The sequence below is a fragment of the Streptosporangium sp. NPDC001681 genome (genome assembly GCF_040298085.1).
Taxonomy (GTDB): Bacteria; Actinomycetota; Actinomycetes; order Streptosporangiales; family Streptosporangiaceae; genus Streptosporangium.
Window position 1 is genome coordinate 32,448 of record NZ_JBEOZN010000038.1, and the last position, 21,108, is coordinate 53,555.

General features: G+C 69.4%; 19 protein-coding genes. 3 read left to right on the forward strand and 16 right to left on the reverse strand.

Features of this window, described 5'->3' with window-relative positions; genetic code table 11:
- Window positions 1-236: 236 nt before the first annotated feature.
- Together ABT130_RS19080 and ABT130_RS19085 are read right to left on the reverse strand one after the other, a co-directional pair.
- Window positions 237-1,550, reverse strand: coding sequence for a replication-associated recombination protein A (locus ABT130_RS19080; protein ID WP_350927298.1), 1,314 nt, complete (start codon window positions 1,548-1,550; stop codon window positions 237-239).
- Window positions 1,551-1,581: 31 nt separating this feature from the next.
- Complete coding sequence (locus ABT130_RS19085; RefSeq protein WP_350927296.1) at window positions 1,582-2,043, reverse strand: DUF2231 domain-containing protein; 462 nt, start codon at window positions 2,041-2,043, stop codon at window positions 1,582-1,584.
- A 201-nt stretch (window positions 2,044-2,244) separates the two neighbouring features.
- Between ABT130_RS19085 and ABT130_RS19090 the strand changes: the two genes are divergently transcribed.
- Window positions 2,245-3,135 (forward strand): peptidylprolyl isomerase, encoded by an 891-nt coding sequence (locus ABT130_RS19090; RefSeq protein WP_350956958.1) that lies wholly within the window; start codon window positions 2,245-2,247, stop codon window positions 3,133-3,135.
- A 306-nt stretch (window positions 3,136-3,441) separates the two neighbouring features.
- On the opposite strand, the gene aspS is transcribed toward ABT130_RS19090, so the two are convergent.
- Genes aspS through ABT130_RS19105 form a run of 3 tightly spaced genes read right to left on the reverse strand, consistent with a single transcriptional unit; the run spans window position 3,442 to window position 7,172 of the window.
- The gene (gene aspS, locus ABT130_RS19095) at window positions 3,442-5,178 is read right to left on the reverse strand and encodes an aspartate--tRNA ligase (protein WP_350927292.1); all 1,737 of its coding nucleotides are present in this window, start codon (window positions 5,176-5,178) and stop codon (window positions 3,442-3,444) included.
- On the reverse strand, window positions 5,175-6,440 hold the full coding sequence (gene hisS / locus ABT130_RS19100; protein WP_350956960.1) for a histidine--tRNA ligase: 1,266 nt from the start codon (window positions 6,438-6,440) through the stop codon (window positions 5,175-5,177). Before hisS ends, aspS begins: the two co-directional genes overlap by 4 nt.
- Before the next feature lie 3 nt (window positions 6,441-6,443).
- Window positions 6,444-7,172, reverse strand: a complete 729-nt coding sequence (locus ABT130_RS19105) for an MBL fold metallo-hydrolase (protein WP_350927288.1) — start codon at window positions 7,170-7,172, stop codon at window positions 6,444-6,446.
- A 147-nt stretch (window positions 7,173-7,319) separates the two neighbouring features.
- On the opposite strand from ABT130_RS19105, the gene ABT130_RS19110 reads away from it, so the two are divergent.
- Both ABT130_RS19110 and ABT130_RS19115 read left to right on the forward strand, forming a co-directional pair.
- On the forward strand, window positions 7,320-8,186 hold the full coding sequence (locus tag ABT130_RS19110) for a peptidylprolyl isomerase (RefSeq protein WP_350956962.1): 867 nt from the start codon (window positions 7,320-7,322) through the stop codon (window positions 8,184-8,186).
- Between the two features lie 59 nt (window positions 8,187-8,245).
- Window positions 8,246-9,475 carry a DUF349 domain-containing protein gene (locus ABT130_RS19115; RefSeq protein WP_350927284.1) on the forward strand — a complete coding sequence of 410 codons (1,230 nt, stop codon included), beginning with the start codon at window positions 8,246-8,248 and terminating at the stop codon, window positions 9,473-9,475.
- A 143-nt stretch (window positions 9,476-9,618) separates the two neighbouring features.
- On the opposite strand, the gene ABT130_RS19120 is transcribed toward ABT130_RS19115, so the two are convergent.
- The 11 genes from ABT130_RS19120 to pdxS form a co-directional block, all read right to left on the reverse strand.
- Window positions 9,619-11,814, reverse strand: a complete 2,196-nt coding sequence (locus tag ABT130_RS19120) for a RelA/SpoT family protein (protein ID WP_350927282.1) — start codon at window positions 11,812-11,814, stop codon at window positions 9,619-9,621.
- A 237-nt stretch (window positions 11,815-12,051) separates the two neighbouring features.
- Window positions 12,052-12,570: an adenine phosphoribosyltransferase gene (locus ABT130_RS19125; protein ID WP_350927280.1), complete on the reverse strand. Its 519-nt coding sequence runs from the start codon at window positions 12,568-12,570 to the stop codon at window positions 12,052-12,054.
- A gap of 79 nt (window positions 12,571-12,649) precedes the next feature.
- The gene (gene secF, locus ABT130_RS19130; RefSeq protein ID WP_350956964.1) at window positions 12,650-13,723 is read right to left on the reverse strand and encodes a protein translocase subunit SecF; all 1,074 of its coding nucleotides are present in this window, start codon (window positions 13,721-13,723) and stop codon (window positions 12,650-12,652) included.
- On the reverse strand, window positions 13,723-15,471 hold the full coding sequence (gene secD / locus ABT130_RS19135) for a protein translocase subunit SecD (RefSeq protein WP_350956966.1): 1,749 nt from the start codon (window positions 15,469-15,471) through the stop codon (window positions 13,723-13,725). The genes secF and secD overlap by 1 nt, the downstream gene beginning before the upstream one ends.
- Window positions 15,472-15,550: 79 nt before the next feature.
- A complete protein-coding gene (gene yajC / locus ABT130_RS19140; RefSeq protein WP_350956968.1) occupies window positions 15,551-15,913 on the reverse strand; it encodes a preprotein translocase subunit YajC in 363 nt (120 codons plus the stop codon).
- Between the two features lie 226 nt (window positions 15,914-16,139).
- Window positions 16,140-17,198, reverse strand: a complete 1,059-nt coding sequence (ruvB, locus tag ABT130_RS19145; protein ID WP_350956970.1) for a Holliday junction branch migration DNA helicase RuvB — start codon at window positions 17,196-17,198, stop codon at window positions 16,140-16,142.
- Between the two features lie 73 nt (window positions 17,199-17,271).
- The gene (ruvA, locus tag ABT130_RS19150; protein WP_350927270.1) at window positions 17,272-17,892 is read right to left on the reverse strand and encodes a Holliday junction branch migration protein RuvA; all 621 of its coding nucleotides are present in this window, start codon (window positions 17,890-17,892) and stop codon (window positions 17,272-17,274) included.
- Window positions 17,889-18,476 carry a crossover junction endodeoxyribonuclease RuvC gene (gene ruvC, locus ABT130_RS19155; protein ID WP_350927351.1) on the reverse strand — a complete coding sequence of 196 codons (588 nt, stop codon included), beginning with the start codon at window positions 18,474-18,476 and terminating at the stop codon, window positions 17,889-17,891. Before ruvC ends, ruvA begins: the two co-directional genes overlap by 4 nt.
- A 189-nt stretch (window positions 18,477-18,665) precedes the next feature.
- The gene (locus ABT130_RS19160; protein WP_326638806.1) at window positions 18,666-19,418 is read right to left on the reverse strand and encodes a YebC/PmpR family DNA-binding transcriptional regulator; all 753 of its coding nucleotides are present in this window, start codon (window positions 19,416-19,418) and stop codon (window positions 18,666-18,668) included.
- A 3-nt stretch (window positions 19,419-19,421) separates the two neighbouring features.
- Window positions 19,422-20,012 carry a pyridoxal 5'-phosphate synthase glutaminase subunit PdxT gene (gene pdxT / locus ABT130_RS19165; protein ID WP_350927268.1) on the reverse strand — a complete coding sequence of 197 codons (591 nt, stop codon included), beginning with the start codon at window positions 20,010-20,012 and terminating at the stop codon, window positions 19,422-19,424.
- A 170-nt stretch (window positions 20,013-20,182) separates the two neighbouring features.
- Window positions 20,183-21,097, reverse strand: coding sequence for a pyridoxal 5'-phosphate synthase lyase subunit PdxS (pdxS, locus tag ABT130_RS19170; protein ID WP_030919964.1), 915 nt, complete (start codon window positions 21,095-21,097; stop codon window positions 20,183-20,185).
- Window positions 21,098-21,108 lie beyond the last annotated feature (11 nt).

The window sequence follows — 21,108 nt, forward strand, 5'->3', positions numbered from 1 at the left end:
GCTGACCCATCTCGACGCCGACCGCTCGCGCACCGAGGCCCTGTTCAACCTGGCCGGACGGGTCGCCCCACGCGCCAGGCTGCTGACCATGCGCTTCCCGCGCCGGCGCGCCCCGCTCGCGGAGCGGGGCCGCCCGGCGGGGTGAGCCCTCGGGCCTGAGCCGGGCAGTGGGAGCGGGACGACCCGCGAGATCGTACGTGGCGGCGTGCTGGGGGCCGGGCGAGCGGTACGGCGGGTCACTCTCCGCGCAGGAAGGTGCGGATCCTGGACCAGCGGTCGGCGAAGCCCGCCTCGGCGCCGTGCCGGGTGGGCCGGTAGTAGCGCCGGTCCCTGAGCTCCTCGGGCGCGTACTCCTGACGGACCAGGCCATGCTCGAAGTCGTGGGGGTACTTGTAGCCCTTGCCGTGGCCGAGCTTCTTGGCTCCCGGGTAGTGGGCGTCACGCAGATGGTCGGGGACATGGCCGATGTTGCCGCGCCGCACGTCCTCGGCGGCCGCGCCGATGGCATTGATCACCGCGTTGGACTTGGGGGCCAGCGCGCAGTGGATGACCGCCTGGGCCAGGTTGAGCCGCCCCTCCGGCAGGCCGATGAACTCCACCGCCTGGGCCGCGGCCACCGCGACCTGCAGGCAGGTGGGATCGGCCATGCCGACGTCCTCGGAGGCGAAGATGACGATCCTGCGGGCGATGAACCGAGGGTCCTCACCCGCCTCGACCATCCGGGCGAGGTAGTGCAGCGCGGCGTCGGCGTCGGAGCCCCGCATGCTCTTGATGAAACCGCTGATCACGTCGTAGTGCTGGTCGCCTTGACGGTCGTAGCGCACGGCCGCCTTGTCCACCGCCCGCTCCACCACCTCGACGGTGACCTCACCGTCGGCGGCGATCAGCGCGGCGGCCTCCAGGTAGGTGAGCGACCTGCGGGCGTCGCCGCCGGCCAGCCGCACCAGATGCTCGGCGGCCTCGGGCGCCAGGCGCACCCTTCCCTCCAGACCACGCGGGTCGGCGACGGCGCGCTCCAGCACCACCCGGATGTCGTCTTCCGACAGCGACTCCAGGGTCAGCAGCAGCGAGCGCGACAGCAGGGGCGAGATGACGGAGAAGAAGGGGTTCTCCGTGGTGGCGCCGATGAAGGTGACCCAGCGGTTCTCCACGGCGGGCAGCAGGGCGTCCTGCTGCGCCTTGTTGAAACGGTGCACCTCGTCGACGAACAGGACGGTCTGGCGACCGGACATGCCCAGCTCTCGCCGGGCCTGCTCGATGGCCGCACGGACCTCCTTGACACCCGCCGACACCGCGGAGACCTCCACGAAGCGGCGTTTGGTGACACCCGCCACCACGTAGGCGAGGGTGGTCTTGCCGGTGCCCGGCGGGCCCCAGAGGAAGAGCGACATCGGCGCCTCAGCCTCGACGAGGCGGCGCAGCGGCGTACCGGAGCCCAGCAGGTGCCGCTGGCCGATCACCTCGTCCAGGCTCCTGGGGCGCATCCGCACCGCCAGGGGCTCCTGGCCGCGATGGGCCTCCTCCGCCGCCGAATCGAACAGGCTGTCCACTCCTGAGACAGTACCGCTGCCCGGCTACGCCTCAGTTCGCCCAGACGGTGACGGCCCCGCTGTGCCCGGCCCGCACCACGTAGTAGAGCGCGACGGCGGCCAGGACCACGGTCAGCGCCGAGACGGCCAGCCCCGCCCGACGGCCGAACCGGTCACCGCGCGAGACGTGGACGAGAGCCAGCGACATCACCCCGAGGGCGAGGGTGACGAGCAGCAGGGGGATGCTGAAGCTCGCGTGCTCGGCTATGCGTTCACCGACCTGCCCGCCCGCGGAGGCGAAACGGCCCTCCTCCAGCGACTCCCCGCTCTCCCGTGCCACGAAGACGCTCACCGGCACGATCGGGGCGAGCCCGACCACCGCCCAGGTGAGCACGGGCCGGGTACGGGGCAGCAGCGCGTACACGGCGGCGAGCACCGCCAGGAGCGGGGTCAGGACCACGGCGGCGTGGACGACCAGGGGGTGGAGGGGCAGACCGAGGATCTCGTCGAACATGGAGCGCTCCGGTGGTGCGTGGCTCGTCATCAGCAAGTACGGATCCCACCATGAACGGGTTATGGAGAGTGTGAAGAGATCCCGGTCTTTCCCCTCTGTCCCCATCCGGTGAATTCCGCCACTTACGTGCAGCACACCTTAGGGCCGGTACGCTTTCCGCCAGTCCGTAGTCATGTAACAGTAATCCTGGAGGACATAGCGGTGAGCGCCGAGGACCGCCAGAGCCAGTTGGCTCGGGAGCACAAGGAGCGGCAGGCGAAACGTGCTGAGCAGCAGAAGAGCACGTCGAAGCGGAACGCCGTCATCGGAGCGGTCATCGCGGTGGTCGTCGTCGCGGGAGGCCTGTTCGCCGGGGTGAGGCTCCTCGGCGGTGACGGCAAGAATGTCCAGGCCGCCGCGACGCCCGATGCGAGCAGCACACCGTCCGAGGACGCCGTCGCGACGCCCGAGCCGAGCAGCACGGCCCCCCCGGCCCCCGTGACCTGTTCCTACCGCAAGGACACCAGCGGCAGCCCGATGAAGAACGTGGGCAGGCCGCCGGCCAAGCCCAACCTGAAGTTGAAGACCATGACGATCACCACCAACCACGGTGACGTCGTGATCGACCTGGCGACCGCGCAGGCTCCCTGCACGGTCAACTCCTTCGCCTTCCTGGCCAGGAAGCACTTCTTCGACAACACCAAGTGCCACCGCCTGGCCACCCCGGAGAACTCCGGCCTGGGCCTGCTGCAGTGCGGTGACCCGCAGGCCAAGGCCGACGGCAAGAACCCCACCGACGGTCAGGGCAGCTCGGGCTACGTCTACGACAGCGAGAACCTCGGCGGGATCCCGTACACCAAGGGCACGGTCGCGGTGGCCCAGGCGGTCGACGCCGTCAACCAGAACGGCAGCCAGTTCTGGATCTCGCTGGCCGACGAGACCGACCAGGTGGAGAAGGCCTACACCCCCTTCGGCGTCGTCTCCCAGGGCATGGAGATCCTCGAAAAGATCTACAAGGGCGGCTGGATCACCAACCCCGACGACATCACCGGCGACGGCGGCTCCAACGCTCCCAAGATCCCGGTGATCATCAAGACCGTACGGCTCTCCTAGCCGGATCCGCGGCGGCCCGCCGCCCGCGAGACGCCCCGGTGGTCATCCGACCGCCGGGGCGTCTTGCGGTATCACCCCCGTACGACTCGGGGCGAGGCCGCCCGCCCGGGAGCCGGGACGCCGGAGCGGCCGGGTAAGGGACGTGGGGCCCGCTCCGTCGGGGAAGGCCCGGTCCCCTCCGCCCGGCCGCGCAGGATGCCCGACAGGCCCGCGGAGAGCACCACCGGGGCCACGTGCCCCAGGCGCGCCGAGGGCCCCCGGAACGTCGTCCGGGGGCCCTCGGTCACTCCTGGTGCGGACCTCGGATCAGGCGTCGGCCTTGGGCCTGCTGTCGACGCCGGCCTCCTTGCGCTGCTCCGCCGTGATCGGGGTGGGCGCGCCGGTCAGCGGGTCGAAGCCCGAGGCCGTCTTCGGGAAGGCGATGACGTCGCGGATGGAGTCACCTCTCGCCAGGAGCATGCAGATCCGGTCCCAGCCGTAGGCGATGCCGCCGTGCGGCGGCGGGCCGTACTTGAACGCCTCCAGCAGGAAGCCGAACTTGTTCTCCGCCTCCTCCTTGGAGATGCCGAGCACGTCGAAGACGCGCTGCTGCATCTCGGCACGGTGGATCCGGATCGAGCCGCCACCGATCTCCATACCGTTGCAGACCATGTCGTAGGCGTAGGCCAGGGCCTCGCCGGGGTGGTCCTGGAAGTTGTCCGCCCACTCGGGCTTGGGACCGGTGAAGGGGTGGTGCACCGCGGTCCAGCCGCCCTCGCCGTCCTCCTCGAACATGGGGGCGTCGACGATCCACAGGAAGTTCCACACCGACTCGTCGATCAGGTCGCAGCGACGGCCGATCTCCAGCCGGGCCGCGCCGAGCAGGTCGCGGGAGGCGGAGGCCGCACCGGCCGCGAAGAAGATCGCGTCACCGGGCTCGGCCCCCACCTTGGCGGCCAGGCCGGCCGCCTCGGTCTCCGACAGGTTCTTGGCGACGGGCCCGCCGAGCGTGCCGTCCTCCCCGACGAGCACGTAGGCCAGGCCCTTGGCGCCGCGCGACCTGGCCCACTCCTGCCAGCCGTCCAGCTCCTTGCGGGTCTGCGAGGCACCGCCCGGCATGACCACCGCGCCCACGTACGGCGCCTGGAACACGCGGAAGGTGGTGTCGGCGAAGAACTCCGTCATCTCGACGAGTTCCTGGCCGAAGCGCAGGTCGGGCTTGTCGGAGCCGTAGCGGGCCATGGCGTCGCGGTAGGTCATCCGGGGCAGCGGCACCGGCAGGTCGTAGCCGACCGTCTCCTTCCAGATGCGCCCGATCAGCACCTCGCCCAGGGCGATGACGTCGTCCTGGTCCACGAAGGACATCTCGACGTCGATCTGGGTGAACTCCGGCTGCCGGTCGGCGCGCAGGTCCTCGTCGCGGTAGCACTTGGCGAGCTGGTAGTAGCGCTCAAGCCCGGCGACCTGGAGAAGCTGCTTGAACAGCTGGGGCGACTGGGGCAGGGCGTACCAGCTGCCCGGCTGGAGCCGGACCGGGACGAGGAAGTCGCGGGCGCCCTCGGGGGTCGAACGGGTCAGCGTCGGAGTCTCGACGTAGACGAACCCGTGCTCGTTCATCACCTCGTGGGCGAGGTAGGTGGCCTTGGAACGGGTGCGCATGGCGTGCGCGACCTGATGGCGGCGGATGTCGAGGTAGCGGTACTTGAGCCTGGCCTCCTCCGAGATGCCGGCCGCGCCTTCAATGGGGAACGGCAGCGGGGCGGACTCGCTGAGCACCTCGACCTCGGAGGCGACGACCTCGATCGCACCGGTCGGCAGGTCGGGGTTCTCGTTGCCCTCGGGGCGGACCCGCACCTGCCCGACGACCTTGACGCAGTATTCGGCGCGCAGGCCGTGGGCGTCGTCCTCCTCGCGGAAGACCACCTGGGCGGAGCCGGAGGCGTCACGCAGGTCGATGAAGACCACGCCGCCGTGGTCGCGGCGTCGCCCCACCCATCCGGCGAGCGTCACCTGCTGCCCGGCGTGCTCCTCGCGCAGTGATCCCGCTTCGTGCGTGCGGATCATTTGTCCAGTCTCTCCTTCAACGTCGTGACGATCTCAGCGAGTGGTACGGCGGTCTGCTCTCCGCTGACCAGGTCCTTGACCTGCGCGGTCCCCGCGGCGATATCACGCTCGCCGAGGATCACCGCGTGGCTCGCCCCCGAGCGGTCGGCGCCCTTCATGGCGCCCTTGACACCCTTGCCGCCGAACGACATGTCGGCGGCCAGGCCCGCCCGGCGCAACTCGGTGACAAGAAGGAACATCCGGCGGCGCGCCTCCTCACCCAGCGGCACACCGTACACCTGTACGCGCGCCTGTTCGCCGTCGCCCGCGAACAGGCCCTCGGCCTCCATGGCCAGGACCGTGCGGTCGACGCCGAGCGCCCAGCCGACGCTGGGCAGGGCGGGACCGCCGAGCATCTCGCTCAGCCCGTCGTAGCGGCCCCCGCCGCCGACCGCGGACTGGGAGCCGAGCCCGTCGTGGACGAACTCGAACGTGGTCCGCGTGTAGTAGTCGAGGCCGCGGACCAGCCGGGGGTCGTCGGTGTAGGCCACGCCGGAGGCGGTCAGCAGCGAGCGGACCTCCTCGTGATAGGCCTTGCACGCCCCGCACAGGTGGTCGACGATCAGCGGCGCGCCGGCCAGCCGCTCCTGCACCTCGGGGCGCTTGTCGTCGAGCACGCGCAGCGGGTTGATCTCGATCCGCTGCCGGGTGGGCTCGTCGAGGTCGAGGCCGCGCAGGAAGTCCTGGAGCGCGGCCCGGTAGACGGGGCGGCACTCCCTGTCACCCAGCGTGTTGATCAGCAGCCGGACCCCGGTGAGCCCCAGCGCGGCGTAGCCGTCGACGGCCAGCAGGATCAGCTCGGCGTCGAGCGCCGGGTCCTCGGAGCCCAGCGCCTCGGCGCCGACCTGCCAGAAGTGGCGGTAGCGGCCCTTCTGCGCCCGCTCGTAGCGGAACTGGCTGCCCGAGTACCAGAGCTTCACCGGAAGCTGCCCGTTGTGCAGGCCGTGCTGGAGGACCGCGCGCACCACCGAGGCGGTGCCCTCCGGGCGCAGCGTGATGGAGCGCCCGCCCTTGTCCTCGAAGGTGTACATCTCCTTGGAGACGATGTCCGTCGACTCACCGACGCCGCGCACGAACAGCGCGGTGTCCTCGAAGACCGGCGTCTCGATGTAGCCGTAACCCGCCCGGCGGGCGGGGGCGGTCAGCGCCTCGCGTACGGCGAGCGCCCGCTCCGAACGCGGTGGGAGCCAGTCGAAGGTGCCCTTGGGCGCCTGCAAAGTCATTGTCTAAAGTCCCCTGCCGGGGCCGCGGTCGTGCCCGAGACCTGCGGGGCCTGCGCCCGCGGCCTGCTCCGCCTCCGCGAGATACGGATTGGTGGCACGCTCTTGGCCGATCGTGGTCTGTGGTCCGTGGCCGGGCAGCACCACCGTGTCCGCCGGCAGCGGCAGGCACTTGGCCGCCAGGCTGCGCAGGATGGTCGGGTAGTCGCCGCCTGGAAGATCTGTGCGGCCGATGGAGCCGGCGAAGAGCAGATCGCCCGAGAACAGCACGTCGGGGATCTCCTCGGTGCTGGGCAACCTGAAGGTCACCGACCCCCTGGTATGGCCGGGGGCGTGGTCGACGGTGAGCTCCAGGCCCGCCAGCCGCAGCACCTCGCCGTCCGCGAGCTCGCGCACGTCGTCCGGCTCGGTGAAGGTCAGTCCCCCGAACAGTTGCTGTTTCGCGGACAGCGACATCCCCTTGCCGGGATCGGACAGCAGCGCGCGGTCTTCGGGATGGATCCACGCGGGGACGTCACGCGCGCCGCAGACCGGGGCGACCGACCACATGTGGTCGAGGTGCCCGTGGGTGACCAGCACCGCGACCGGTTTGAGCCTGTGCTCGCGCAGCAGGTCATCGAGGTCGCCGACGGCGTTCTGGCCGGGATCGACGACCACGCACTCCTCGCCCGCGGCGGGAGCGACGACGTAACAGTTGGTCTGGAAGGACCCTGCGGGAAAGCCGGCGATGAGCATCTGCCTCAGCTGATCTCGTCAAGAATGCGGATGGGAATGTAACCGAAGGGTACCGGTGCGGGTCGGCGGGCTGCGAACCATTACCCATTGGCCGATACGATTCGCCCACCTCATTAAGTACGACTCGGCACTCGGGAGGGCGAAGCGGTGAGCGGCAGGGAGCGCCAGAAGCAGTTGGCGCGCGAGCACTACGAGCGGCAGACGAAGCGGCGCATCGAACGTGAGGCCAAGGTCGCCAGGGCCAAGCGCATCGCACTCATCGGCACCAGTGTGGTCGGTGTGCTGGCCGTGGCGGGTGTGATCGTCGCGACCAACGTGTTCGGGGGTTCCGACACGACGGCGACCGCCGATCCGGCACCCTCGGGGAACCCTTCGGAGACGGCCTCCGCGGACGCCGGCGCGCAGCCGACGGCCTTCGACGCGGCCAGCGGCACCTGCGGCTACGTCGCCTCGGAAGGCGGCACGACCAAGGACGTGGGCCTGCCTCCGGCGAAGGTCGACAAGACTCCCACGATGATGACCCTGAAGACCAACCAGGGCGACATCGTCATCAAGGTGTCGGCCGACAAGACGCCGTGCACCGTCAACTCCTTCGCCTTCCTGGCGCAGAAGAAGTACTTTGACGGCTCCAAGTGTCACCGGCTGGGCTCCGACCAGTTCCCGATGCTGCAGTGCGGCGACCCGCTGGCCAAGGCCGACGGCAAGAACCCCACCGACGGTCAGGGTGGCCCGGGCTACCGCTTCGTCAACGAGAACCTGGAGGGCGCCAAGTACACACGCGGCGTCGTGGCCATGGCCAACAGCGGCCCCGACACCAACGGCAGCCAGTTCTTCCTCGTGTACGGCGACGCCCCACTGACACCGGACTACACACCCTTCGGTACGGTCACCAAGGGCCTGGAGATCCTCGACAAGGTGAACAAGGCGGGCGTCATCACTCCGGGACCTGACGGCACCGGGGCACCGAAGGAAACCCTCGAAATCAAAGACGTGACAATGTCCAGCAAGAGCTGACGTAATACATACAAGGGGCGGTAAGTCCCGAAAGGCTGATGAAAGTGCGGGAGGACACGGTGAGCACCGACCCGTGGGGCCGGGTAGACGACGACGGCACCGTCTACGTACGTACGGCTGAGGGAGAACGGGCCGTCGGGTCCTGGCAGGCCGGCGAACCGGAAGAGGCACTCGCCTACTTCCATCGCAAGTTCGACGAGCTGGCCGGGCAGGTCACCCTGCTCGAACAGCGGGTCCGCGGCACCGATCTGCCGCCCGCCCAGGCGGAGGCGACCATCGTCAAGCTCCGTGAGGCGATCACCGACGCGCACGCGGTCGGCGACCTCGACGCGCTGCTGAACCGCCTCAACACCCTCACGGAGCTGGTCGCCCAGCGCCGGGAGGAGGTCAAGGCCGCTCGCGACGTGGCCAGGGCCGAGGCCAAGGGCGTCAAGGAGCGGATCGTCGCCGAGGCCGAGCGCATCGCCGACGACACCACCCACTGGAAGACCGGTGGCGAGCGGCTGCGCCAGCTGATCGAGGAGTGGAAGGCCGCCGAGCGCATCGACCGGGTGACCGAGGCGGCGTTGTGGAAGCGCCTGTCGGCGGCCCGCACGGCCTTCGCCAAGCGGCGCAAGGCCTATTTCGCGGGGCTGGACGAGCAGCGCGAGGGCGTGCGCTCCGCCAAGGAGCGCATCGTGGCCGAGGCCGAGGCGCTGGCCTCGTCCACCGACTGGGGTTCCACCGCGTCGGCCTACCGCGAGCTGATGCAGGAGTGGAAGTCCGCAGGCCGGGCCTCCCGGGAGGTCGAGGACGAGCTCTGGGGCCGTTTCAAGGGCGCCCAGGACCAGTTCTTCCAGGCGCGTTCGGCCGTCTTCGCCGAGCGCGACGCCTCACTGGCGGCCAACGCCGAGGTCAAGGAGCAACTCCTGACCGAGGCCGAGAAGATCCTCCCGGTCACCGACGCCCGTGCGGCCAGGAGCGCCCTGCGCGGCGTCCTGGAGCGCTGGGAGGCCGCGGGCCCGGTCCCGCGCGAGCAGCGCGACCGGCTGGAGGGTGGCCTGCGCAAGATCGACGACGCGGTCCGCAAGGCCGAGGAGGCGGAGTGGAAGCGCTCCAACCCCGAGGCACGCGCCCGCGCCCAGAACACGGTCGACCAGCTGCGCAAGTCGATCGCGCAGTTGGAGGGCCGCCTGGCCAAGGCCAGGGACGCGGGCAGGGACAAGGACGTCAAGGACACCGAGGAGGCCCTGGCCGCCCGCCGTTCCTGGCTGGAGGAGGCCGAGCGCACGCTCGCCGAGTTCTCCTGACCCCTTTCGCCAGCGGCTGACGCGATCTGAAGGACCGACAGGGCCGCGGAGGGCTCCCCGACCGGGGAGCGTCCTCCGCGGCCCTGGCGTTCGCGATGGGGCGTCGGCCTCCCCTGCTCGGAGATTCCGAGGGCGCCCGACGCTCAGGAACCGGCGCCGCTGACCCGGTAGACGTCGTAGACGCCCTGGATGTTGCGGACGGCCTTCAGGACGTGCCCCAGATGCTTGGGGTCGCCCATCTCGAAGGTGAACTTGCTGATCGCCACCCTGTCCCTGGACGTCGTCACCGACGCCGACAGGATGTTGACGTGCTGGTCGGAGAGCGTGCGGGTCACGTCGGAGAGCAGGCGCGGCCGATCGAGCGCCTCGACCTGCAGCGCGACCAGGAACACCGAGTCGTCCGCGGCGGACCAGGCGACCTCGACCAGGCGGTCGGGCTCGGACTTGAGCTGATCCATGTTGGGACAGTTGGTGCGGTGCACCGACACACCATGCCCGCGGGTGACGAAACCGACGATCTCATCGCCGGGCACGGGAGTGCAGCATCGCGACAGACGGACCCAGACGTCGGAGTCACCCGCGACGACCACTCCGGCACCGCCACTGCCCCGGGGACGGCCGCGCAGCTTGGTCGGCACTGAGGCCTCGGCGATGTCCTCTTCCGCGCCGTCCACTCCTCCGATGGACGTCACGAGCTTCTGCACGACCGCCTGCGCGGCGATGTGGCCCTCTCCCACGGCCGCGTAGAGCGCGGAGACGTCCGGGTAGCGCAGATCCCTGGCGAGGGCCAGAAGGGACTCTCCGGACATCAGGCGCTGCAGCGGCAGGCCCTGCTTGCGCATGGCGCGGCCGATCGCCTCCTTGCCCGCCTCGATCGCGGTCTCGCGGCGCTCCTTGGAGAACCACTGCCGGATCTTGTTACGGGCCCGTCCCGACTTGACGAACTTCAGCCAGTCACGCGAGGGGCCCGCGTCGGGCGACTTGGAGGTGAAGATCTCCACCGTGTCGCCGTTGCCCAGTCGCGACTCCAGGGGCACCAGGCGGCCGTTGACCCTGGCTCCGATACAACGGTGCCCCACCTCGGTGTGCACGGCGTAGGCGAAGTCGACGGGCGTCGCGTTCTCGGGCAGCGCGATGACCTGACCCCGGGGCGTGAAGACGTAGACCTCCGAGACCGACAGGTCGAACCTGAGCGACTCCAGGAACTCCCCCGGGTCGGCGGTCTCCTTCTGCCAGTCGAGGAGCTGGCGCAGCCACGCCATGTCGCTGGCGGGCTTCAGCTTCGCCCCCGGAGGACCGGAGGTGGTCATGTCCTCCTTGTACTTCCAGTGCGCCGCCACGCCGTACTCGGCCCTGTGGTGCATCCCGTGGGTGCGGATCTGCAGCTCCACCGGCTTGCCCTCCGGGCCGATGACCGTGGTGTGCAGCGACTGGTACATGTTGAACTTGGGCATCGCGATGTAGTCCTTGAACCGGCCGGGCACCGGGTTCCATCGCGCGTGAATCGTTCCGAGTGCCGCGTAGCAGTCGCGGACCGTGTCGACCAGCACCCGGATGCCGACCAGGTCGTAGATGTCGTCGAAGGCGACGTCCCTGGCGATCATCTTCTGGTAGACGGAGTAGTAGTGCTTGGGGCGGCCCTTGACGGCCGCGCGGATCTTGGCGTCACGCAGGTCGCCGGAGACCTTCTCGATGACCTCCTGCAGGAACAGGTCCCTGCGCGGGGCCCGTTCCGAGACCATCCGGGCGATCTCGTCGTAGCGCTTGGGGTAGAGCATGGCGAACGCGAGGTCCTCCAGCTCCCACTTGATGGTGTTCATGCCCAGCCGGTGGGCGAGCGGCGCGAAGATCTCCAGCGTCTCGCGGGACTTCTGGTGCCGCTTGTGCTCGGGCAGGTAGCGCATGGTACGCATGTTGTGCAGCCGGTCGGCGAGCTTGATCACCAGCACCCGGATGTCCCGGGACATCGCCACGACCATCTTGCGTACGGTCTCGGCCTCGGCCGCGGCGCCGAACTTGACCTTGTCGAGCTTGGTGACGCCGTCGACCAGCAGTGCGATGTTGTCGCCGAAGTCCGAGCGCAGCTCGTCCAGGCCGTAGGCGGTGTCCTCGACGGTGTCGTGCAGCAGCGCGGCGCACAGCGTCTCGTCGTCGGTGCCGAGCTCGGCCAGGATCGTCGCCACCGCCAGCGGGTGGGTGATGTACGGGTCACCGCTTTTGCGCTTCTGGTCGCGGTGGTGATAGGCCGCCACGTCGTAGGCGCGCTCGATGAGCCGCAGATCCGCCTTCGGATGGGTAGCGCGGACCGTGCGGAACAGCGGCTCCAGAACCGGATTCATGCCGCCACCCCATTGCCCCCCAAAACGTGCGAGCCTTCGCCTTACCGCCGGCTTCTCCTCGACGGCTCCGGACATGACGGAACCGGCGTCGCCTGCTGGGACGGCCATCTCGGGACCGCCACCGTTGGCGGTCGTGTCGGGGACGACCACATCACGGGGCACTCAGACTCCTCACGTTCGAGTCCAGATCCCTCAGTGTATCCAGACGGGGTTGTGTGCTTTTGTCCGCGGGGTCGATCAAACGACGACGAGGGAGTGCAACTCGACGTCGGTCAGGCGCTCGCGACCCTTGAGGAAGGCCAGCTCCATGAGCACGGCGAGGCCGACGACCTCGGCACCCGCCTCGCGGACCAGCTCCACCGCCGCGCGCGCCGTCCCCCCCGTGGCGAGCACGTCGTCGACGATGAGGACGCGCTCTCCGGGGATGAAGGCGTCCCGGTGAACCTCGATGATGGCGGAGCCGTACTCCAGATCGTAGGACGCCTCAAGCGTCTCAGAGGGCAGTTTGCCTTTCTTCCGTACCGGGACGAAGCCCGCGCCCGCCTCGCAGGCGACCGGGGCGGCCAGGATGAACCCCCGCGCCTCGATTCCAACGATCTTGTCCACCTCGTACAGCCCGGCGAGCGCCTTGGTCACCGCGCCGAACGCCACCGGGTCGGCGAGCAGCGGGGTGATGTCCTTGAACATCACCCCGGGCTGCGGGTAGTCGGGCACGTCCCGGATGCGGTCGAGGATCAGCCTGCTCAGCTCGGTCATGGTCGGCACTCCTTGGAAAGGGGGAAGGAAAACGCCTCCGCCCCCTGGGCAGGGAGCGGAGGCGCGAACTGCTCGGAGCTTACTTCTTCTTGCGTTTGTCGCCACCGGCCGCGGCCCCGTTGGCCACGGTGGTGGCCCCGTTGGCGGCCCCGTTGGACGCTCCGGCGGTGACCGGCTGGCGCGTCGTCCTGCCCCCGGAGCCACCCCCGTGGGCGGCGAGCCTGCGGGCGATCGCCTGGTAGCGCGGCTCGCGCTCCTTCAGCGTGACCAGCAGTGGCGTCGCGACGCACAGCGAGGAGTAGGTTCCGACGATCATGCCGACGAACAGGGCCAGCGACAGGTCCTTCAGGGTACCGGCGCCGAACAGCGTGGTGCCGATGAAGAGGATCGCCGCGACCGGCAGGATCGCCACCAGGGTGGTGTTCAGCGACCGGATCAGCGTGTGGTTCAGCGCGTTGTTGGCGGCCTCGGTGTAGGTCATCTTGGAGGTCGTGCCGAGCTTGGCGGTGACCTCCTTGATCATGTCGAAGACGACGACGGCGTCGTACAGCGAGTATCCGAGGATCGTCAGGAAGCCCAGCAGGGTCGCCGGGGTGACCTCGAAGCCGGACCAGGCGTAGACACCGGCGGTGATCACCAGGTCGTGCAACAGTGCCACGACGGCCGACAGCGCCATCTTCCACTCGAAGGCCATCGTCAGGTACAGGATGATCGCCAGCATGAAGACGATCAGTCCGATGATGGCCTTGTTGGCCACCTGGCCGCCCCAGGAGGCACCGATCACCTGCAGGTTGACCTCGTTCTGCGGCAGCTTGAACTCGCCCGCCACCGCCTTCTGGACCGCGGTGACCTGCTCGGCCGGGAGGCTCTCCGTGGTGACCCGCCAGCCGTTCTGGGTCGTCTGCGCGATGACCTGGTGCACACCGGCTTCGGTGAACGTGCCGCGCACCTGCTCGATGTTGACGGACGCCGGGGCCTTGAAGGAGAAGACGGACCCGCCCTTGAACTCCACGCCCAGGTTGAGGCCGTTGAAGACCAGACCGGCGATGGAGATCGCCAGCAGGATTACGGAGAGGCTGTACCAGAGCTTCCTGCGGCCGACGAAGTCGACGTTGACCTCGCCCCGGTACAGCCGGCGCGCGATGCCGGACATCAGGCCTCCTGCGGAGCGGTCTTGGGAGCGGTGGCGGTCTCGCTCATGCGTTCGGCGTCGAGGCCGGAGAGCTTGTGACCCTTGGCGAAGAACTTCAGCCTCGCCAGCATCGCGACGAACGGCTTGGTGAACATGAACACCACCGCGATGTCGATGAGCGTGGTCAGGCCCATCGCGAAGGCGAACCCGGCCACACCGCCGACCGCCAGGAAGTACAGCACCACGGCGGCGATGAACATGACGGCGTCCGCGATGAGGATCGTCCGCCGGGCCCGGACCCAGGCGACCTCGATCGCCGTGCGCAGCGAGCGGCGGCCTTCCTTCATCTCGTCACGGATGCGCTCGAAGTAGACGATGAACGAGTCGGCGGTGATACCGATCGAGACGATCAGGCCGATGATGTGCGGCAGCGAGAGGCGGAAGCCGGCGAACGCGCCGAGCAGCACCACCGACTGGTAGGTCAGAACCGTCGCCACCAGGAGGCTCAGCACCGAGACGACGCCCAGGCCCCGGTAGTAGAGCATCGAGTAGATCACGACCAGCAGCAGGCCGATCGCGCCCGCGATGAGGCCGCCGCGCAGCTGGTCGGCGCCCAGGGTGGAGGAGACCTCGTCGATGGAGCTCTTCTCGAACTTCAGCGGGAGCGCGCCGTACTTGAGCTGGTTGGCCAGCTCGTCGGCGCTCACCTGGGTGAAGTTGCCGGAGATCTGCGCACGGCCGCCGGTGATCGGCTCCTGGATGACCGGCGCGGAGATGACCATGCCGTCGAGGACCATGGCGATCTGGTTGCGGGGGGCCTGCGAGTTGAAGGCGGTGGTGGTGACCTTCGACCACTGGTCGGGGCCCTGGCCCTTGAAGGAGAGCTGGACGAGCCACTCGCCGGTGGTCTGGTCGACGCCTGAGGACGCGCTGTCGATCGAGGTGCCGGTCACGGCCGCCTTGTCGAGGATGAACTTGGTGCTGCCGTCGGTGCTGCAGCCCACGTACTGCTTGTCCGGCGCGTCCTGTGCCCCTCGGTTCGTCTGCTTGGCGCAGTCGAGCGTCTGGAACTCCTTGAGGGCCGCCGGGTCGATCCCGGTGGGGTCGACGCCCGCCATGGGGTCCTCGGCCGCCGCCGGCGGGGCCGTCGGCGCGGCGGTGCCGTCACCCGGCTTGGAAGACTGGTCGCCGGGTTGAGCAGGCTCCGTAGAGGACTCGGAGCTTGCTCCTGGGCTTGGTTTGAGCAGCCCCGACGACAGGGCTCGCCCGGCGGGCGAGGTGCTCGTGTCGGGGGCGGCTGTCGCGGCCGGCTTCGGCACCGCGGACTCGGTGGGCTTGGGCGCCCTGGTTCCCTTGCCCCCGGAGGTGGTGGGCGAGGGGGACGGCGTCGGCGGCTGGGTGGCCAGCTCCCCGGGGGGCGGAGGCGATCCGGCCCCGATCGCCAGCACCTGGCGGAACCGCAGTTCCGCAGTGGTGCCGACCAGCTTGACGACTTCCTCCTGGCCAACTCCGGGGACGGAGATGACGATGTTGTCACCGGACTTGGCGACCTCGGCGTCGGAGATGCCGCTGCCGTTCACCCGCTCGCGGATGATGTTCACCGCCAGATCGAGACTCTCCTGGGAGGGAGCGCTTCCGTTCGGGGTGATGGGCTGCAGCGTCACTGTCGTGCCGCCGGCGAGGTCGAGGCCATATTCCGGGGTGTACGCCTTGTTGAGGAGCATCACCCCTCCCATGGCGAGAATGATCGCCAGAAGCACCAGGAGCATGCGCCCCGGTCTGCTCTGGCCGCTGGTCGGTCGGGCCACTGGTCGACTTTCGGTTATAGGGGATTGGTGGTGAACCTACTCACAGTTTCTTGCTCGCCGAGTCGCGCTCTTCGCTCTGCTGCTCGGCGGTCTCCGCGACGTCGTGGTCGACGGCCTTGACATCCTCCTCCGCATCGTCGACGGGAACCAGGACGCGGCCAATCGCCGCCTTCACCCAGCGAGTCTCCACACCGGGGGCGATCTCCAGGATCACGTCGTCGGCGTCGATGGCCACCACGGTCCCGAAAAGACCCGTCGTGGTCATGACACCGGTGCCCGGCGTAAGGCTGTTCTGCATCTTGACCTGCTCCTGCTGCCGCTTGCGCTGCGGTCGGATCAGCAGGAAGTAGAAGACCACGACCATGAGAGCGATCATGATCAGGCTTGAATAGTTGCCGCCCACAGGGCCGCTCCCTCTCTTGAGAATGACCGGCGTGAAACCGGACGTCATATACGACCACGCCGCTCAGCACGTCAGCCTACACAGCCAGCCAAGGCTCGGAGTTTAGGCGAGTTGTTAGAAGCGCGGCAACGAAGTCACGATCCGGCACGCAGGGAAGTTCCCATTTCGATACAGTTGTCATCCATCTGTGATCAAGCTTGTACGTCTCCCCTACCGATGCACAACGCTAGATTTGCTCAGCATCATCCCCAAGATCGACGAGGAACGAGGCGCCGAAGGCGTCCGGCGGGGGCACCAGCCCCAGATGGGTCCAGGCCGCGGCGGTCGCGACCCGGCCACGGGGGGTGCGGGCCAGCAGACCCTGCCGCACCAGGAACGGCTCGGCGACCACCTCGACCGTCTCCGGCTCCTCCCCCACCGCGACCGCCAGCGTCGACAGCCCCACCGGGCCGCCGCCGAACTTGCGCAGCAGCGCTCCGAGCACCGCCCGGTCGAGCCTGTCGAGCCCTTCGGCGTCGACCTCGTAGAGGTTGAGCGCGGCGGAGGCGACGTCCCTGGTGATGACGCCTTCCGCGCGCACCTCGGCGAAGTCGCGGACCCTGCGCAGCAGGCGGTTGGCGATGCGGGGCGTGCCCCGCGAGCGGCCGGCGATCTCGGTGGCGGCGTCGCCGGGCAGCGTCACGCCCAGCAGGCGCGAGGAGCGGTGCAGCACCTGCTCCAGCTCGGCGACCCCGTAGAAGTCCATGTGCGCGACGAAGCCGAAGCGGTCACGCAGCGGCGCGGGGAGCATGCCGGCCCTGGTGGTGGCCCCGACCAGGGTGAACGGGGCGATCTCCAGCGGGATCGCGGTCGCCCCCGGCCCCTTGCCCACCACGATGTCGACGCGGAAGTCCTCCATCGCGAGGTAGAGCATCTCCTCGGCGGGCCTGGCCATGCGGTGGATCTCGTCGATGAACAGCACCTCGCCCTCCGAGAGGGTCGACAGGATCGCCGCGAGGTCACCGGCCCGCTCGAGCGCGGGCCCCGAGGTGATCCGGAGCGGCACGGAGAGCTCGGTCGCGATGATCATGGAGAGGGTCGTCTTGCCCAGCCCGGGACCGCCGCTCATCAGCACGTGGTCCGGCGGCCGGTTGCGCCGCAGCGCGCTCTGCAGCACCAGGGACAGCTGCTCGCGCACCCGTGCCTGCCCGATGAACTCCTCCAGCCGCTTGGGCCGCAGCGCCGCCTCGATGTTCCTCTCGTCGCCCTCGGCGTCCGGCGACACCAGATCCCGTTCGAAACTCACGCCGCCCCACCTCTGCTCACCGTACGGCGGAGGCGCCTGCGCTCTCCCCGCCGCCTCCTCCCCGTCGCACCTCTCATCGCGTGCTCAGCGCGCCGAGTGCCGCCTTGAGCAGCGCCGCCACCTGCGGGGTGCGGCCCTCGGCCAGTTCGGCGTCGGCCCGGGGCGCGACGGCGGCGACCGCCTCGTCCGCGTCCCGTACCGAGTAGCCCAGGCCGACCAGGCCGGAGTGGACCTGATCGCGCCAGGCGGGCACGGCGGCGCGGCCGTTGAGCGCGGCGTTGACCGCCTCCTCAGGCGTGCCGAGCTTGCCCTTGAGGTCGACGATGATCCGCTGGGCGCCCTTCGGACCCACCCCGGGGACCCTGGTCAGCGCCTTGACGTCGGCGGTGGCCACGGCCATCCTGAGCGCGTTGGGGGTGTGCACGGCCAGCATCGCCAGTGCGACCTTGGGGCCGACCCCGCTGGCCGTCTGCAGCATCTCGAAGATCCCGCGCTCGTCGTCGGTGGCGAAGCCGAACAGCGTCAGAGACTCCTCGCGGACCACCAGCGAGGTGGCCAGCCGGGCTTCCTCACCCGTTCTGAGCGTCGCCAGCGTGCCCGGCGTGCAGTGCACGAGCACTCCCACCCCGCCCACCTCGACGACCGCCCCGTCGGGGGCGATCGCGGTCACCTGTCCTCGTACCGAGGCGATCACTTCGTGGTTCCTCTCGGGTATCCGGCCCTGCCCCGGCCGCGGAAGTAGGCCGCCGCGCTCGTGCCGGGGCCGCTCGCGGCCTTCGCGGCGGCCTCGGCCAGCCTGCTCTGGGCTCCGCCCCGCCACACGTGGCAGATCGCGAGGGCGAGCGCGTCGGCGGCGTCGGCGGGCTTGGGCATGGCGTCCAGTCGCAGCAGCCGGGTCACCATCGTGCCGACCTGCTGCTTGTCGGCCGTGCCGCTGCCGGTGATCGCCGCCTTGACCTCGGACGGCGTGTGCAGGGCGACCGGCAGCCCCCTGCGGGAGGCGCACAGGATCGCCACGGCGGAGGCCTGCGCGGTGCCCATCACGGTCCTGAGGTTGTGCTGGGCGAAGACCCGCTCCACGGCCACCGCGTCGGGTTCGAGCTCGTCGAGCCACTGCTCTATGCCGGTCTCGATCGCCACCAGCCGGGCGCCGATCTCGTCGTCGGCGGGGGTGCGGACCACTCCGACCTTGACCAGGCTCAGCGGCGCGCCCGGCCTCCCCTCGACGGCGCCGAGCCCGCATCGGGTAAGCCCGGGATCGACCCCCATGACCCGCAGTTCGGGCAACCGCACCGGCACGCCTCCGCTCGCCGAACACCTGTTCGGTGCCAGACTCTACCGCCTGAGAGCACGTCGCGCACGGCCCTCGCGGGGCTCGCGGGAAGTGTCAACGGCGGTCGAGCACGCGGGGCACGGTGAAGGCGGTCACCGCCCGGGGTTCCGCGGCGGGGACGCCGAAGCGCGAGATCACGCGTCGAGCTTCTCCATGACCTCGTCGGAGACGTCGAAGTTGGCCCAGACGTTCTGCACGTCGTCACTGTCCTCAAGGGCGTCGATCAGCCTGAAGACCTTGCGGGCGCCGTCCTCGTCGAGCGGGACGTTCATCGTCGGCATGAAGCCGGACTCGGCCGAGTCGTAGTCGATCCCGGCCTCCTGCAGGGCCTTGCGGACCGGGACGAGGTCGGTGGCCTCGGAGACGACCTCGAACTGGTCGCCCAGGTCGTTGACCTCCTCGGCGCCCGCGTCGAGGACCGCGGTCAGCACGTCGTCCTCACCCAGCTCGCCCTTGGGGACGAGCACGACGCCCTTGCGGTTGAACATGTAGGACACCGAGCCCGGGTCGGCCAGCGAGCCACCGTTGCGGGTCAGCGCGACACGGACCTCGGAAGCCGCCCGGTTGCGGTTGTCGGTGAGGCACTCGATCAGCACCGCGACGCCGCCGGGGGCGTAGCCCTCGTACATGATGGTCTGCCAGTCGGCGCCGCCGGCCTCCAGGCCGCCGCCGCGCTTGCGGGCGCGCTCGATGTTGTCGATCGGAACCGAGCTCTTGCGCGCCTTGGTGATGGCGTCGTACAGCGTCGGGTTGCCGTCCGGATCGGGGCCGCCCGTCCGTGCCGCGACCTCGATGTTCTTGATGAGCTTGGCGAACAGCTTGCCGCGCTTGGAATCAAGCGCCGCCTTCTTGTGCTTCGTCGTCGCCCATTTGGAGTGGCCGGACATCCCCTAGAGCTCCCTCACCATCTCAGCGAAATATGAATGCACACCAACATCCCCGGTAATCTCCGGGTGGAAGGATGTGGCGAGCAGCGGTCCTTGACGGACCGCGACGATCCTATCTCCAGGTTCGGCCAACGCCAGCACTTCGACCCCCGAACCCACGGATTCCACCCAGGGTGCGCGGATGAAGACCGCCCGCATGGCACCGCGGCCGGCGAAGTCGATGTCGGCCTCGAAGGAGTCGACCTGGCGGCCGAAGGCGTTGCGCCGAACGACCATGTCGATGCCGCCGATCGTCTGCTGGCCCTCGACGCCGCCCTCGATCCGGTCCGCCAGCATGATCATGCCGGCGCAGGAGCCATAGGCGGGCATCCCTGCCTTGATCCGCATCCGGAGCGGTTCGAGCAGCTCAAAGGTCTCGGCGAGCTTCCACATCGTGGTGGACTCGCCGCCCGGGATGACGAGGCCGTCGACCGCCTCCAGTTCGTGGGGGCGCCGTACGGCGACCGCTCTGGCACCCACCGCCTCCAGCGAGCGCACGTGCTCGCGCACGTCGCCTTGGAGCGCGAACACGCCGATCGTCGGGACGATGGTCACCGATGGTCCTTCCCCTGGAAAAGAAACGTCCCTTTCAGGGTATGGCCACCCCACGGATCACCCCAAACTGGTTCATAACCAGCCCTGGACCTTCCTGGAGGGCCCTTCTAGCGCCGAAGAGGCGGCCTCCCTCAAGGAGGCCGCCTCTCCGCCGGTTTCCCTGAGTTCCGCTACCAGCCGCGCTCGGCCAGCCGGTGCGGGGCCGGGATGTCGTCGACGTTGATGCCGACCATGGCCTCGCCCAGGCCGCGGGAGACCTTCGCGATGACGTCGGGGTCGTCGTGGAAGGTGGTGGCCTTGACGATCGCGGCGGCGCGCTCGGCGGGGTTGCCGGACTTGAAGATGCCCGAGCCGACGAACACACCCTCGGCGCCGAGCTGCATCATCATCGCGGCGTCGGCCGGGGTGGCGATGCCACCGGCGGTGAACAGCACCACCGGCAGCTTGCCGGTCTTGGCGACCTCGGCGACCAGCTCGTACGGCGCCTGGAGCTCCTTGGCCGCGACATAGAGCTCGTCAGCGGGCAGCGAGGTCAGGCGCTTGATCTCGCCCCTGATCTTGCGCATGTGGGTGGTGGCGTTGGAGACGTCGCCGGTGCCCGCCTCGCCCTTGGAACGGATCATCGCCGCGCCCTCGGTGATGCGGCGCAGCGCCTCGCCCAGGTTGGTCGCGCCACAGACGAAGGGCACCGTGAACTGCCACTTGTCGATGTGGTTGGCGTAGTCGGCCGGGGTGAGCACCTCGGACTCGTCGATGTAGTCGACGCCAAGCGACTGGAGCACCCGAGCCTCGACGAAGTGGCCGATGCGGGCCTTGGCCATGACCGGGATCGAGACGGCGGCGATGATGCCGTCGATCATGTCGGGGTCGCTCATCCTGGAGACGCCGCCCTGGGCGCGGATGTCGGCGGGTACCCGTTCGAGGGCCATGACGGCCACGGCACCGGCGTCTTCGGCGATCTTGGCCTGCTCGGCGTTGACGACGTCCATGATGACGCCGCCCTTGAGCATCTCTGCCATGCCGCGCTTGACCCGGGCGGTTCCGGTGACGGTGGTATCGCTGACTTCGGGCGTGCTGCTGGACACGGTCTCTACCT